The sequence below is a fragment of the Streptoverticillium reticulum genome (genome assembly GCF_047456005.1).
GTDB classification, from domain to species: Bacteria; Actinomycetota; Actinomycetes; order Streptomycetales; family Streptomycetaceae; genus Streptomyces; species Streptomyces reticulum.
Window position 1 is genome coordinate 2,676,458 of record NZ_CP179755.1, and the last position, 14,576, is coordinate 2,691,033.

A 14,576-nucleotide genomic window follows, 5' to 3' on the forward strand; every position below is an offset into this window, starting at 1 on the left:
GGACCCCCGGGGTGGTGCGTCGGCTGCGGACCGGTGGGGGCTGGTCGCGCCCACGCGGCGGAGCCGCATATCGAGAGGAGCCCCGCGCCCCTTACGGGGCGCGAAGAGCCGCCGGACACGCCCTAGTCGGTCAGGTCGACGGCGCGAGCCGAAACCGCGCCGATCTCCTCGGCAATGTCGGCGAGCACCGCAGCCGGAATCGACTCGTCCACCGTCAGAGCGACCAGCGCCTCGCCCCCCTCCGCGGCCCGAGAGACCTGCATACCGGCGATGTTGATGCCCGCCTCGCCCAGCACCCGCCCCACGGTGCCGATGACACCGGGACGGTCCGCGTAGCGCAGGAACGCCATGTGGTCGGTCATCGCCAGATCGACGTCGTGCTCGCCGACGGCGACGATCTTCTGCAGGTGCTTGGGGCCGGAGAGCGTGCCGGAGATGGAGACCTCGCCGCCGCCCGACAGCGTGCCGCGCACGGTCACCACGTTGCGGTGGTCCGCCGACTCCGAGGCCGTCGTCAGCCGCACCTCGACACCGCGCTCCTGCGCGAACAGCGGTGCGTTGACGTACGACACGGTCTCGTCGACGATGTCCTCGAACACGCCCTTGAGCGCGGAGAGTTCGAGCACCTTCACGTCGTGCTGCGTGATCTCGCCGTACACCTCGACGTCGAGCCGGACCGCGACCTCGCCGGCCAGCGCCGTGAAGATGCGGCCCAGCTTCTCCGCGAGCGGCAGCCCGGGCTTGACGTCCTCGGCGATGACGCCGCCCTGGACGTTGACCGCGTCCGGCACCAACTCGCCCGCCAGGGCCAGCCGTACGGACTTGGCGACGGCGATGCCGGCCTTCTCCTGGGCCTCGCCCGTGGAGGCGCCGAGGTGCGGGGTGGCGACCACGCTGTCGAACTCGAAGAGCGGGGAGTCCGTGCACGGCTCGACGGCGTACACGTCCAGGCCCGCGCCCGCGACGCGGCCCTCCTTCAGCGCCGCCGCCAGCGCGGTCTCGTCGACGATGCCGCCGCGCGCCGCGTTGACGATCCGCACCGAGGGCTTGACCTTGCGCAGCGCCTCGTCGCCGATGAGCCCGATCGTCTCGGGCGTCTTGGGCAGGTGCACGGTGATGAAGTCGGCGGCCTCCAGCAGCTCGTCCAGCGAGACGAGCTTGACGCCCATCTGCGCGGCGCGCGCGGGCTGGACGTAGGGGTCGTACGCGACGATCTTCATGCCGAAGGCGGACATGCGCTGGGCCACCAGCACGCCGATGCGGCCCAGGCCCACGACGCCCAGGACCTTCTCGGAGAGCTCGACGCCCGTGTACTTCGACCGCTTCCACTCCCCGTTCTTCAGCGCGGAGTTGGCCTGCGGGATGTTGCGGGCGGTGGCGATCAGCAGACCGCAGGCCAGCTCGGCGGCGGTCACGATGTTGGAGGTCGGGGCGTTGACGACCATCACGCCGGCCTTGGTGGCGGCGGAGACGTCCACGTTGTCGAGGCCGACGCCGGCGCGGGCGACGACGCGCAGCTTCCTCGCGGCCGCGACGGCCTCCGCGTCGATCCGCGTCGCGGAGCGCACCAGGACGGCGTCCACATCGGCGATGGCGGGCAGGAGTTCGGCGCGGTCGGCACCGTTGCAGTGCCGGATGTCGAAGTCGGGGCCCAGGGCCTCGACGGTGGCGGGCGACAGCTCTTCGGCGATCAGCACGACGGGCTTGCGTGGCGAAGCAGTGCTCACGGGTCTCAGTCCTCACTGGTCCTTCGTCGGCGGGCCGTGTCCCGACGGTCCCGCAGACGGCGGTGAAGAAGGGGGCAGCCGCGTGGAAGACGCACGACGCTGTGAGCCTGACGCGTTGTGCTCCGCAGTGTATCGGGGTTGCCCCCGGGACCTGTCGCCGTTGCGGAAACGTCACCCGCGCCCCGTAGGCCCGTGCCCCGTAGGGGCGCTGGGGGCACCTCCCAGCGCCCCTTACGGGGCGCCAAGGCTCACTCCTGGTCGTCGACCCAGCTCATCAGCTTGCGCAGCTTCTTGCCGGTGGTCTCCAGGAGGTGGTTCTCGTCGGCCTTCTTGTACTCGTTGTACTTCGGCAGACCCTCCTGGTACTCCTTCATCCAGTTGTTGGCGAAGGTGCCGTCCTGGATCTCGCCCAGGACCTTCTTCATCTCGGCCTTGGTGGCGTCGGTGACGATGCGCGGGCCGGTGACGTAGTCGCCCCACTCGGCCGTCTCGGAGACGGACCAGCGCATCTTCTCCAGGCCGCCCTCGTACATCAGGTCCACGATGAGCTTGAGCTCGTGCAGGCACTCGAAGTAGGCGATCTCCGGCTGGTAGCCGGCCTCGACGAGGGTCTCGAACCCGGCCTTGACGAGCGCCGAGGCGCCGCCGCACAGCACGGCCTGCTCGCCGAAGAGGTCGGTCTCGGTCTCCTCGGTGAAGGTGGTCTTGATGACGCCGGCCCGGGTGCCGCCGATGGCCTTGGCGTAGGAGAGGGCGAGCTGGAAGGCGTTGCCCGAGGCGTCCTGCTCGACGGCCGCGATGCACGGCACGCCGCGGCCCTCCTCGTACTGACGGCGCACCAGGTGGCCCGGGCCCTTGGGGGCGACCATGCAGACGTCGACGCCGGCCGGGGGCTTGATGAAGCCGAAGCGGATGTTGAAGCCGTGGCCGAAGAACAGGGCGTCGCCGTCGTTGAGGTGGTCCTTGACGGACTCCTCGTAGACCTTGGCCTGGATCGGGTCCGGGACCAGGATCATGATGACGTCGGCCTCGGCGGCGGCCTCGGCGGGGGTGACCACGCGCAGGCCCTGCTCCTCGGCCTTCACCTTGGACTTCGAGCCCTCGTGCAGGCCCACGCGGACGTCGACGCCCGAGTCGCGCAGGGACAGCGCGTGGGCGTGCCCCTGACTGCCGTAGCCGAGGACCGCGACCTTGCGGCCCTGGATGATGGACAGATCGGCGTCGTTGTCGTAGAAGAGCTCGGCAGCCACGTGAGGTTTCTCCTTGTTCGCGGGTGTTACGTCCCACCGTATGACGGGCGACGGGACGAGTGTTGAGGGGCAGGGGGTACGCGCCCCGTCAGGGGCGCTGGGGGCACCTCCCAGCGGTAGCTGGGGGAGGAACTGCGCGATCAGCCACGGACAACCCGCAGCCGAAGCACCGAACCCCAGTGGAACGTCAGGCGCTGCGGTCGAGGGCCCGCAGGCTGCGGTCGGTGATGGACCGCGCACCGCGGCCGATGGCGATGGTGCCGGACTGCACCAGCTCCTTGATGCCGTACGGCTCCAGCATCTTGAGCATCGCGCCGAGCTTCTCGCCGCCTCCGGTGGCCTCGATGGTGACGGCCTCCGGGGAGACGTCGACGGTCTTGGCGCGGAAGAGCTGGACGATCTCGGTGATCTGGGAGCGGGTCTCGTTGTCGGCGCGGACCTTCACCAGGACGAGTTCGCGCTGGACGGCCTGAGTGTCCTCCAGCTCGACGATCTTGAGCACGTTGACGAGCTTGTTGAGCTGCTTGGTGACCTGTTCCAGCGGCAGCGACTCGACGTTGACGACGATCGTGATGCGGGAGATGTCGGGGTGCTCGGTGACGCCGACGGCCAGCGAGTCGATGTTGAAACCGCGCCGGGAGAACAGGGCGGCGATCCGGGCCAGGATGCCGGGGGTGTTCTCCACGAGGACGGAGAGCGTGTGCTTGGTCATGGGGTCGGTCTCCTCGCCTGTTCTCAGTCGTCCTCGGTGTCGCCGAAGTCCGGGCGGACGCCCCGGGCGGCGAGGATCTCGTCGTTGGAGGTGCCGGCGGCGACCATCGGCCAGACCATGGCGTCCTGGTGGACGATGAAGTCCACCACGACCGGGCGGTCGTTGATGGCGTTGGCCTCCTGGATGACCTTGTCCAGTTCGGACGGGTCCTCGCAGCGCAGCCCCACGCAGCCCATCGCCTCGGCGAGCTTGACGAAGTCGGGGACGCGGGTGCCCGGCGCGGCCTCCGTGCCCAGCACGGTGTTGGAGTAGCGCTGGTTGTAGAACAGCGTCTGCCACTGCCGGACCATGCCCAGGGCGCCGTTGTTGATGATGGCGACCTTGACGGGGATGTTGTTGAGCGCGCAGGTGACCAGTTCCTGATTGGTCATCTGGAAGCAGCCGTCGCCGTCGATGGCCCAGACCGTGCGGTCCGGCATGCCGGCCTTGGCGCCCATCGCGGCGGGCACCGCGTAGCCCATGGTTCCGGCGCCGCCGGAGTTGAGCCAGGTCGCGGGCTGCTCGTAGTGGATGAAGTGGGCGGCCCACATCTGGTGCTGGCCGACGCCCGCGGCGTAGATGGTGTCCTTCGGGGCGAGTTCACCGATGCGCTGGATGACCTGCTGCGGGGCGAGGGTGCCGTCGTCGGGCTGGTCGTAGCCGAGCGGGTACGTCTCGCGCCAGCGGTTCAGGTCCTCCCACCAGCCGGCGTAGTCGCCGCGGTGGCCTTCGGCGTGCTCGTGCTGGACGGCGACGATCAGGTCGGCCAGGACCTCGCGGGCGTCGCCCACGATGGGGACGTCGGCGGCGCGGTTCTTGCCGATCTCGGCGGGGTCGATGTCCGCGTGGACGATCTTGGCGTTCGGGGCGAAGGAGTCCAGCTTGCCGGTGACGCGGTCGTCGAAGCGGGCGCCGAGGGCGATGATCAGGTCGGACTTCTGCAGGGCGGTGACGGCGGCGACGGAGCCGTGCATGCCGGGCATGCCCAGGTGCTGGGGGTGGCTGTCGGGGAAGGCGCCCAGCGCCATCAGCGTGGTGGTGACGGGCGCGCCGGTCAGCTCGGCGAAGACCTTGAGCTCGGCGGTGGCCCGGGCCTTGAGGACGCCGCCGCCGACGTAGAGCACGGGACGCCGGGCCTGGGTGATCAGCTTGGCCGCCTCGCGGATCTGCTTGGAGTGCGGCTTGGTGACCGGGCGGTAGCCGGGCAGGTCGGTGTGGGGCGGCCAGACGAAGGTGGTCCGGGCCTGGAGGGCGTCCTTGGCGATGTCGACGAGCACCGGTCCGGGGCGGCCGGTGGAGGCGACGTGGAAGGCCTCGGCAATCGTCCGGGGGATCTCCGCCGGGTCCGTCACCAGCCAGTTGTGCTTGGTGATCGGCATGGTGATGCCGCAGATGTCGGCTTCCTGGAAGGCGTCCGTGCCGATCGCCTTGGAGGCGACCTGGCCGGTGATGGCGACCAGCGGGACGGAGTCCATGTGGGCGTCCGCGATCGGCGTGACCAGGTTGGTGGCGCCCGGGCCGGAGGTGGCCATGCACACCCCGACCCGGCCCGTGGCCTGCGCGTACCCGGTGGCGGCGTGGCCGGCGCCCTGCTCGTGGCGGACGAGGATGTGGCGGACCTTCGAGGAGTCCATCATCGGGTCGTAGGCGGGGAGGATGGCACCGCCCGGGATGCCGAACACGGTGTCGCACCCGACCTCCTCCAGCGCTCGGATGAGGGACTGCGCGCCCGTGACGTGCTCGACGGTGGCGGGCTGCTGCGCTCCGCCGTTACGGGCCCGCGGCTGCGGATGATGGGCCCCGGTGGCCTGCTCGGTCATCGACATTCTCTTCTCGAAGGATTCGACGGTTCGACGGTGGAGACGGATGGGATCGGCTGGGTCGGTGGAGGTGGCCGGGCCTTCGCCCGAACGCTCCCGGTGCAACAAAAAACCCCTCGTGCCGTAGGGCAAGCGAGGGGAGCGCGTCGGTGCGGTCAGCAGGACCTGAACGGGGTCCTGCTTCAGCCGACGCGCTTTCCAAGTACGAGAATTCGGGTGCGCATGTCACTGACCCTCCCTCCGCTCCCCGCGGGGTGTCAAGTGGGTGGGACAGGCGTCTCATTATGTGAACGGAGCGGCGCATGGGCCAGAGCGCCCGCACTGCCCACCGCACCGGAACGAACGGGCAGTGCGCCGCCCACCAGCAGCTCGTCCGGGCCGTCGGCAGAATCACCCGGAAGGGGGTACCCGCCGCGGTCCAGGGCCTGTCGCAGCCGGTGCTCGTCCAGGGCGCCGGCGAAGGCCTGACCCTGGCCGTGGGTGCAGCCCATGGCGCGCAGGGCGCGGGCCTGCTCGGCGTCGTCCACGCCGTCGGCCACGGACTGCAGGCCGAGGTCGCCGGCGATCCGCAGCAGCCCTGCCGTGATCTTGTGCAGCCGGGCGGAGTCGGCCACGCCGTCGACGAGCTCGCGGTCCAGCCGGAGCACGTCGACGGGCAGCCGCCGCAGGGCGCTCATGGCGGCGTAGCCGCTGCCGAAGCCGTCGAGCGCGATGCGGACGCCGAAGCGCCGCAGCCCCTCCAGCCGCCGCTCCAGCTCCTCCAGCGGCACCCGCGGGTCGCTGCAGGTCAGCTCCAGGACTAGGGCGCCGGAGGGCAGGTCGTGGCGCAGGATGAGCTCCTCGACGTGCTTCTGCGGCAGCGCCCGGTCGAGCAGCCGGGCGGCGGACACGCGCACGTGGACGGGCACGGCGTGGCCCGCGCGGCGGCGGTGGGCGGCCTGCTCGACGGCCTTCTCCAGCGTCCAGCGGCCGAGTTCGGCCAGGGCTCCGCCGTCACCGGGCCGGGCGTCGCCGCGTCCCGCCTCGCCGGCCCGCAGGAATTCGTCGGGGGTGAAGAGGATGCCCTGGGCCGAGCGCCAGCGGGGCTGGGCGGAGACGGCGGTGAGGCGGCCGGTGTCCAGCTCGACGACGGGCTGGTGCAACAGGGCGAACTGGCCGTCGTGCAGGGCGGTGCGCAGCCGGGTGGCCTGCTCGGCGCGGCGCACCACCTCGGCCTGCATCTGCGGGGCGTAGAGCTCGACGCGCCCCTTGCCCGCCTGCTTGGCGCGGTACATGGCGAGGTCGGCGTTGCGCATGAGGGTGCCGGGGGTGATGCCCGGTTCGGCGAAGGCCACGCCGATGCTGGCGTTGACGCGGACCTCGGTGCCGCCCTCGACCAGGTACGGCTGGGAGAGCGTGGCCCGCAGGCGGTCGGCGATCTCCAGGATGCGGTACTCGCGGGCGGCGGGGTCGCGGGTGCCGTCGCCGATGATGAGCGCGGCGAACTCGTCGCCCCCGAAGCGGGCGGTGCTGTCGCCGGCCCGCACCGAGTCCTGCAGCCGGCGGGCGGCCTGGACGAGCAGTTCGTCGCCGGCCTGGTGGCCGACGGTGTCGTTGACGGCCTTGAAGCCGTCCAGGTCGATGAAGAGCACGGCGGTGCCCGCGTCGGTCACTCTCCGGCCGGCCAGTGCCTGCTGCACGCGGCGGGTGAACAGGGCGCGGTTGGGCAGGTCGGTGAGCGGGTCGTGCTCGGCGGTGTGCTGCAACTGGGCCTGGAGCCGGACGCGTTCGGTGACGTCGCGACTGTTGAAGATGAGGCCGCCGTGGTGGCGGTTGACGGTGGACTCCACGTTGAGCCAGTCGCCGTTGCCGGAGCGGAAGCGGCACTCGATGCGGGTGGTGGGCTCGTCGGCGGGGGGTGCGGCGAGGAAGCGGCGCACCTCGTGGACGACGCGGCCCAGGTCCTCCGGGTGGATCAGGGAGGCCAGTTCGGAGCCGATGAGCTCCTCGGCCTCGCGCCCGTAGACCCCGGCGGCGGCGGGGCTGACGTAGCGCAGTATCCCGGTGGGCGCGGCGATCATGATGACGTCGCTGGAGCCCTGCACCAGGGAGCGGAAGTGGTTCTCCTTCTGGGCCAGTTCCTGGGTGAGCGAGATGTTGTCGAGCAGCATGATGCCCTGGCGCACGACGAGCGCCAGGACGACCGTGCAGCCGGTGAACAGCACGACGCGGTCGACGTGATGGCCGTCGAGCACGTTGTAGAGGATGCCCAGGGTGCAGACGGCGGCCGCGAGGTACGGGGTGAGGGCGGCCAGCGAGCCGGCGATGGGCCGGCCGGAGTGCGGCACGGAACGGCTGCCGTCCTCGCCCTCCTCGCGGGCCACCCAGGGCGCGTAGGCCATGAGCATGTAGCCCGCGAACCAGCCCGCATCCAGGATCTGGCCCGAGCGGTAGTGCTCGCGCAGCAGCGGCGAGGTGAACAGGGCGTCGCACAGGACCGTCAGCGCGAGGGCCGCGATCGCGGTGTTGATCGCGGAGCGGTTGGCGGACGAGCGCTTGAAGTGCAGCGCCAGCACCATCGACACCAGCACGATGTCCAGCAGCGGGTACGCCAGCGAGAGCGCGGCCTGCGCGACCGTCTCGCCGGCGAAGTGCGCGGTGTGCGCGAGGGCCAGGCTCCAGGACAGGGTCAGCAGCGAGCCGCCGATGAGCCAGGAGTCGAGGCCGAGGCAGACCCAGCCGGCCCGGGTGACCGGGCGGCGGGCGAGCACCAGCAGGCCGATGATGGCGGGCGGCGCGAAGAGCAGGAAGCAGAAGTCGGCCGGGGACGGGCTCGGCACGTGCCGCCCGAGGACGACCTCGTACCAGCCCCAGAAGAAGTTGCCGAAGCCGGCCATCGCGGAGGAGGCGGCGAACAGCAGCCAGGCGGGCCGGAACCGGCTGCTGTGGGTGCGCCCGTACCAGAAGCAGGAGGCGGCGGCGAGGCCCGCCGCGCCGCTGAGCCCGAAGTCGCCCATGGTCAGGGCCAGCTCGGCCGATCCCCAGCCGAAGGCCGCGCCCGTGGCGTAGCCGCCGCAGACGAGGGCGAGGAGGAGCTGGGGGACCACCCCCGAGCCGGAGGCGGGCATCGTCCGCCGCGGCAGGGCCGCTCCGGGGGCGCTCACCGCGCCGCCTCCCCGGCCGGGGTCCCGGCGGGGACCGGGGACGGGAGGAGGTGGTCCGAGGTCACCGGACAGTGGATGCGCGGTCCGTACCCTTGCCGCGTCGGGTTGATCGTCCATTGGCCGTGCATCGCCCGTCGCCCCCCTCGAGTTCCGGTACATCGCTGCGCCGTACGCTGCGCGGCGCAGCCCCCGGACCGGACGATACACCAGACTCGTCACTCAGGGACATAGCTCATATACATAGCGTAACTGGCTACGGGATTACGGATACACAGTGCAGTCAAATCGTGCCTCTACGTGGCATCAGTCCGCAGCGACTACGACATTCCGCAGAGGCTCGTCCAGTACAAATCTGGCCAGTTGATCGCGCAAGAGGGCCTTGGCGCGTGAGAAATAGGCCGAACTCGGGCCACCCACATGGGGGGTGACGAGAACGCCGGGTGCACTCCACAGCGGGTGCCCCGGAGGCAGCGGCTCGGGGTCGGTGACGTCGAGCGCGGCCCGCAGCCGGCCGCTCTCCAGCTCGGCGAGCAGCGCCTCGGTGCGCACGACGGCGCCGCGGGCGACGTTCACCAGGAGGGCGCCGTCCTTCATCCGCGCGAGGAACCCGGCGTCGACGAGACCCCGGGTCTCCTCGGTGAGCGGTGTCGCGAGGATCACCACATCCGCCTCGGGAAGCAGACCGGGCAAGGCGGAGACCGGATGCACCCGCCCGCGCGCGGTGGTCCGCGCAGAGCGCGCGACACGTGCCACCCGCGCGCACTCGAAGGGCGCGAGCCGGTCCTCGATGGCACTGCCGATCGAGCCGTACCCCACGATGAGGACGGACCTGTCGGCGAGCGCCGGACGGAACCCGTGCCGCCACTCCCCCGCGTCCTGGGCCCGGACGAACCCCGGGATGTCGCGCAGGGCGGCGAGCGTGAGGGTCAGGGCCAGCTCCGCGGTGCTCGCGTCGTGCAGCCCGCGGGCGTTGCACAGCTTCGCCCCGGAGGGCAGCGAGGGCACGGCGGGCAGCAGGTTCTCGACGCCGGCGGTGAGCGCCTGCAGCACCTTGAGGTGCGGCATCAGCGGCAGCGGCCGGGTGCAGGCCTCGTCGCCCTTCATGTAGGGGGCGGCGTAGAAGACGACGCGGGCCGGGTCGGTGGGGAAGTCGGGCTCGCCGTTCCAGTAGGCGTACTCCAGGCCGCCCGGGAGGTCCGCGATCTCCTCGGGCCGGATGGGCAGCCAGGCCAGGGGGCGGGCCGCGCGCGTCGTGGTACCGCTGTGATCTGCGCTCATGCCTGGAGGCTATGCGAAGGAGCGGTACCGGCAGAGGTTAGTTTGGGGGCGAGGAACGGGAGGGGATACGGGCGGTGGAGCGCAGGAGAATCGGTGCGACGGCACTCGAAGCGGGCGCCGTCGGACTCGGGTGCATGCCCATGCACTGGGCGTACACCGCCTCCCAACGGAGCGGCGAGGGATCGCTGCGGACGATCCATGCGGCACTCGATGCCGGAACGTCCCTGCTGGACACGGCCGACATGTACGGGCCGTTCACCAACGAGCTGCTGCTGGGGCGGGTGTTGCGGGAGCGACGCTCCGAGGCCTTCGTGGCGACCAAGTGCGGGCTGCTGGTGGGTGATCAGCACATCGTCGCCAACGGTCGGCCCGGCTATGTGAAGCGCGCGTGCGACGCCTCGCTGCGCCGGCTGCAGACCGATGTGATCGATCTCTACCAGCTGCACCGGCCCGACCCCGAAGTACCGGTCGAGGAGACCTGGGGGGCGATGGCCGACCTGGTCTCCGCGGGCAAGGTGCGCGCACTGGGCTGGTCCGCGGTCGGGGCACGCGCCCAGCGCCGCAAGGGACTGCGGTCCGGCACGCCCCCGGCGGGGATGTACGACGCGACGATCCGCCAGCTCGACCGCATCCAACAGGTCTTCCCCGTCAGCAGCGTTCAGGCCGAGCTGTCGGTGTGGTCGCGGGAGGCGCTGGACCGGCTGATGCCGTGGTGCTCCTCGCGCGGCGTGGGGCTGCTGGCCGCGATGCCGCTGGGCAACGGCTTCCTCAGCGGCACCCTCACCCCCGGCCAGGGCTTCGAGCCGGAGGACGTCCGGGCGCGGCACCCGCGCTTCACCGCGGAGATGATGGCCGCCAACCAGCCGATCGTGGCCGGGCTGCGGCGCGTGGCGCGGCGCCACGACGCCTCCGCGGCACAGGTCGCCCTGGCCTGGGTGCTGGCCCAGGGCCGGCACGTCATACCGGTGCCGGGCACCAAGAAGGCCGCGTGGGCGGTGCAGAACGCGGGCGCCGCCGAACTGCGCCTGACGGCCGAGGACTTCGCGGAGATAGCCGCGCTGCCGAAGGCCATGGGGTCGTGGGACTGAACGGGTGTTTACCGAGCGGGTGTTTCACTGGAGGGAGCCACAATGAATGGGGGCTCCCGTGTTCAACGTGTTCGAGGAGATCTTCGCGCCAGGGCGCAAGCACACCGAAGAGGAGCGCAACCGGCTCGAACTGACGCGTGAGGACGTGGGCGACGGGGATCCGGCCCGGGGGCCGGTCGACCTGGACTCGGGGCACGTGGTCATACGGCCTCGGCAGGCGGGGCCGGCGAGCTGAACAGGCCCATCCGGTGCGCCGTCGCAGCGGCCTCGCCGCGGCCCGACACGCCGAGCTTGGCAAGGATGTTGGAGACGTGCACGCTGACCGTCTTCGGCGAGATGAACAGCTCCTCGGCTATCCGCCCGTTGCTGTGCCCCAGCGCCACCAGGCGCAGGACGTCGCGCTCGCGCGGGGTGAGGCCGAGGCCGTCGCCTACCTGCTGCTTCCCGCCCAGGGGCAGCCGGGCCCGCCGCGCCAGCAGTTCGACGGCCTCGCGCAGCGGCCGGGCGCCCAGCTGCACGGCGGTGGCGTGGGCCGCGGCCAGCGGTTCGGCGGCTCCCTCCCCGCCTGCGCCCAGCAAGGAGGCGGCCCAGCGGTACCGGGCGCGGGCGAGTTCGTAGGGCCGGTCGAGCTGCTCGAAGGCGGCCACGGCCTCCGCCCAGCGGTGCGCGTCCTCATGGCCCTCCGCGCGCAGGAGTTCGGCCTCCAGGAAGAGCCCGTGGGCCTGCCACACGGGGACGAACCGCGGCAGGCGCTTGGCGGCGTCCCGGATGCCGTCGAGGACCGCGGCCCGGCCCTGCTCGGCCCCCGGCAGTCCGTGCGCGTCCGCCTCGGCCGTGGCCGCTGCGATCAGCAGGGGCCAGGCGTAGCGCTGGGCGGCGGCCGGCAGGCCCGGGCGCAGGGTCTCGTCGAGCGTGGCGCGGGCATCGGCCAACCGGCCACGGGCGGCGGCCAGTTCCAGGGTGCAGTAGCCGAAGGGGATCTCGTACTGCGGCTGCGGGTCGTGCGTGCCGTAGTGCGCGCGGGCCGCGGCCAGTTCACGCTCGGCCGTGTCCCACTCGCCGCGCGCCAGGGCCAGCATCGTGAAGCGCTTGGCCGCCGCGCCCCGGGGCATGCGGGTCTGTGCCAGGCGCAGCGCCTCGCAGGCCGCCTCCTCCGCCTCCGGCCAACGGCCCAGCGAATGCAGGGCACAGGCCCTGTTGCCGTGGACCCAGGCCGTCGAGTCGCGCAGGCCGAACCGGTGCAGCACCTCGATGCCCTCGTCCGCGACGGCGACGGCCTCCGCGGAACGGCCCACGCCCTCCAGGGCCGAGGAGAGGTTGGTGAAGCAGCGCCCCAGGACCTGGACCTCACCGAGCTCGACGGCCCGGGCGCAGACGGCCCGCATCTCGGCCAGGCCGCCCTCGACGTCCCCCGAGTCGATCCGGTGCCCGCCCAGGGTGAGCCGGGCGTTGAGGCCCGTGCCCTCGGCCCCGACGAGCCGCGCCAGCTCGACCGCCTGCTCGGCGGTGGCGTAACTCTCCGGGCCCGGGGTGTGGATCGCGCTCCAGGCGGCGGCCTGCGCCACCACTTCGGCGTGCACCGGGGACGGCGGCAGCCCCCGTACCAGCTCCTGCGCCCGGACGAGCTCCGCCCTGCCGTCGCCGCGCGCCAGGCCCTCCGCCGCCTTGCCCTGGTGGGTCCAGAACCAGGCCGCGCGCAGCGGGTCCTTGGTCTCGTCCAGCATGCGCAGCGCCTTCCTGGCCACGGCCAGCGAGCGCTCGCGCTCCCCCGACATGTGCGCGGCGACCACGATCTCCGCCAGCAGGTCGAGCCGGCGCAGCGCCTCGTCGTCACAGCCGCATGCGGGATAGACGTCCGCGTGGTCGAACGGCCGCTGCGCCTCGCGGACCTCCTTCGGGACGTCCTCCCACAGCTCCAGCGCGCGCTCCAGCAGGCGCAGTTGCTCGGTGTAGGCGTAGCGCCTGCGGGCGTGCACGGCGGCGGCGAGCACGGCGGGCAGCGCCTTGGCCGGATCGTGCGCGTGGTACCAGTGGCTGGCGAGCCGGGCCGGGAGCTCGTCGGCCCGGACGAGGCCCGGGTCCGCCTCCAGGGCGTGCGCATAGCGCCTGTTGAGGCGGGAGCGCTCACCGGGCAGCAGGTCGTCGACCACGGCCTCGCGCACCAGGGCGTGCCGGAAGCGGTAGCCGTCGCCGTCCGGGGTGGGCCGCAGGATGCCGGTGCCCACGGCCGCGCGCAGCGCCTCGATCAGCTCGTCCTCACCGAGGCCCGCGACCGCGTGCAGCAGCTCGAACTCGACGGCGGAGCCGCCCGCGGCGGCGATGCGGGCCACGCGCTGGGCGTCCTCGGGGAGCGCCTCGACGCGGACCAGCAGCAGGTCGCGCAGCGAGGTGCTGAGCCCGCCCGGACAGCCGTCGGCCAGCGAGGCCGCGATCTCCTCGACGAAGAAGGCGTTGCCGTCGGAACGGTCGAAGATCCGGTCCAGCACGTCCCGTTCGGGCTGGCTGCCGCCGGCGATGCCCGCCAGCTGGGCCCGCACCTCGGCCCGGGTGAAGCGGGAGAGCTCGATGCGGTGCAGGGAGCGCATCCGGTCGAGCTCGGCGAGGAAGGGGCGCAGCGGGTGGCGCCGGTGGATGTCGTCGGAGCGGTAGGTGGCGACGATGAGCAGGCGTGCGCTGTGCAGCGAGCGGAAGAGATAGCCGAGGAGTTCACGCGTGGAGCGGTCGGCCCAGTGCAGGTCCTCGACGGCGAGGACGAGCGTGCGGTCGGCAGTGAGGCGCTCCAGCAGGCGGGCGGTGAGCTCGAAGAGCCGGGCGCGGCCGTCCTCGTCGTGCGACTCGCGGGCGGTCTCGCCCAGTTCGGGCAGGAGGCGGGCGAGCTCGCCCTCGTGCCCCGCGGCGGCCCGGGCCAGGGCGTCGCCGACCTGGCGGTGCAGGGCGCGCAGGGCGGTGGCCAGGGGTGCGAACGGCAGGCCGTCCTCGCCGATCTCGACGCATCCGCCGGTCGCGGTGACGGCACCGGCGGCCGCGGCACCGGCCAGGAACTCCTCGACGAGGCGCGTCTTGCCGACGCCCGCCTCGCCGCCGACGAGCACGGTCTGGGGCTCGCCGGCGGCTGCGCGCTCCAGCGCGTCGGCGAGCGTGTCGAGTTCGTCGGAACGGCCGACGAACACGGGGCTGACGGAGGTCTTCTGCACGTCGCCGAGCATGGCACACGGGGCTGACATCGGGGTCAGGCGGCGAGGACGAACCGGCGGAGCCGCCGGGGTGCCCTGCGGGCGGCGCGGGCGAGACGGGCCTCAGCAGCCTTGCGGATCAGCTCGGCGCTGCGGATCTGGTGGAGTTCGTAGTGGATGTACACGGGTTTCCCCCTTCGGGATTCGGCTTCGTGGAGAAGCCTCGTCCCTAAGGAGGGGGCGGGGGCATTGGGCAGGTGCCTTATCTGCGGGTGGCGGGGGCCTTAGCGCCCGTAAGGGGCGCCCTGTCAGGGGCGCGGGGCTGTTGACATATGCGGCTCCGCCG

The 14,576-nt window shown here is 72.2% G+C and carries 10 protein-coding genes; 2 read left to right on the forward strand and 8 right to left on the reverse strand.

Going from position 1 to position 14,576, the window contains the following annotated elements; all coding sequences use genetic code 11:
• Positions 1-122: 122 nt before the first annotated feature.
• The 6 genes from serA to ACMATS_RS11935 form a co-directional block, all read right to left on the reverse strand.
• On the reverse strand, positions 123-1,727 hold the full coding sequence (gene serA / locus ACMATS_RS11910) for a phosphoglycerate dehydrogenase (RefSeq protein ID WP_390776673.1): 1,605 nt from the start codon (positions 1,725-1,727) through the stop codon (positions 123-125).
• Positions 1,728-1,975: 248 nt separating this feature from the next.
• Positions 1,976-2,977 carry a ketol-acid reductoisomerase gene (gene ilvC, locus ACMATS_RS11915; protein ID WP_390776672.1) on the reverse strand — a complete coding sequence of 334 codons (1,002 nt, stop codon included), beginning with the start codon at positions 2,975-2,977 and terminating at the stop codon, positions 1,976-1,978.
• A gap of 187 nt (positions 2,978-3,164) precedes the next feature.
• Positions 3,165-3,689, reverse strand: a complete 525-nt coding sequence (gene ilvN / locus ACMATS_RS11920; RefSeq protein ID WP_390776671.1) for an acetolactate synthase small subunit — start codon at positions 3,687-3,689, stop codon at positions 3,165-3,167.
• Between the two features lie 23 nt (positions 3,690-3,712).
• Positions 3,713-5,548, reverse strand: a complete 1,836-nt coding sequence (locus tag ACMATS_RS11925) for an acetolactate synthase large subunit (RefSeq protein ID WP_390776670.1) — start codon at positions 5,546-5,548, stop codon at positions 3,713-3,715.
• 257 nt (positions 5,549-5,805) lie between these two features.
• The gene (locus ACMATS_RS11930) at positions 5,806-8,691 is read right to left on the reverse strand and encodes a putative bifunctional diguanylate cyclase/phosphodiesterase (RefSeq protein WP_390776669.1); all 2,886 of its coding nucleotides are present in this window, start codon (positions 8,689-8,691) and stop codon (positions 5,806-5,808) included.
• A 303-nt stretch (positions 8,692-8,994) separates the two neighbouring features.
• On the reverse strand, positions 8,995-9,969 hold the full coding sequence (locus ACMATS_RS11935) for a 2-hydroxyacid dehydrogenase (RefSeq protein WP_414167878.1): 975 nt from the start codon (positions 9,967-9,969) through the stop codon (positions 8,995-8,997).
• Positions 9,970-10,043: 74 nt separating this feature from the next.
• Here ACMATS_RS11935 and ACMATS_RS11940 point away from each other — a divergent pair, with 74 nt between their 5' ends.
• Both ACMATS_RS11940 and ACMATS_RS11945 read left to right on the forward strand, forming a co-directional pair.
• The gene (locus tag ACMATS_RS11940; protein ID WP_390776667.1) at positions 10,044-11,057 is read left to right on the forward strand and encodes an aldo/keto reductase; all 1,014 of its coding nucleotides are present in this window, start codon (positions 10,044-10,046) and stop codon (positions 11,055-11,057) included.
• 46 nt (positions 11,058-11,103) lie between these two features.
• Positions 11,104-11,292, forward strand: a complete 189-nt coding sequence (locus tag ACMATS_RS11945) for a DUF6191 domain-containing protein (RefSeq protein WP_414167879.1) — start codon at positions 11,104-11,106, stop codon at positions 11,290-11,292.
• Here the strand turns inward: ACMATS_RS11945 and ACMATS_RS11950 are convergent.
• Both ACMATS_RS11950 and ACMATS_RS11955 read right to left on the reverse strand, forming a co-directional pair.
• Positions 11,258-14,263, reverse strand: a complete 3,006-nt coding sequence (locus tag ACMATS_RS11950; protein WP_414170701.1) for a helix-turn-helix transcriptional regulator — start codon at positions 14,261-14,263, stop codon at positions 11,258-11,260. The two genes, ACMATS_RS11945 and ACMATS_RS11950, sit on opposite strands and share 35 nt — an antisense overlap.
• Positions 14,264-14,286: 23 nt before the next feature.
• A complete protein-coding gene (locus ACMATS_RS11955) occupies positions 14,287-14,415 on the reverse strand; it encodes a hypothetical protein (protein ID WP_390776665.1) in 129 nt (42 codons plus the stop codon).
• Positions 14,416-14,576 lie beyond the last annotated feature (161 nt).

Coding starts and splice junctions, on each gene's coding strand:
- ilvN (WP_390776671.1), bottom strand. CDS start 3,689: ATGACCAAGCACACGCTCTCCGTCCTCGTGGAGAACACCCCCGGCATC.
- ACMATS_RS11925 (WP_390776670.1), bottom strand. CDS start 5,548: ATGACCGAGCAGGCCACCGGGGCCCATCATCCGCAGCCGCGGGCCCGT.
- ACMATS_RS11935 (WP_414167878.1), bottom strand. CDS start 9,969: ATGAGCGCAGATCACAGCGGTACCACGACGCGCGCGGCCCGCCCCCTG.
- ACMATS_RS11945 (WP_414167879.1), top strand. CDS start 11,104: ATGGGGGCTCCCGTGTTCAACGTGTTCGAGGAGATCTTCGCGCCAGGG.
- ACMATS_RS11950 (WP_414170701.1), bottom strand. CDS start 14,263: ATGCTCGGCGACGTGCAGAAGACCTCCGTCAGCCCCGTGTTCGTCGGC.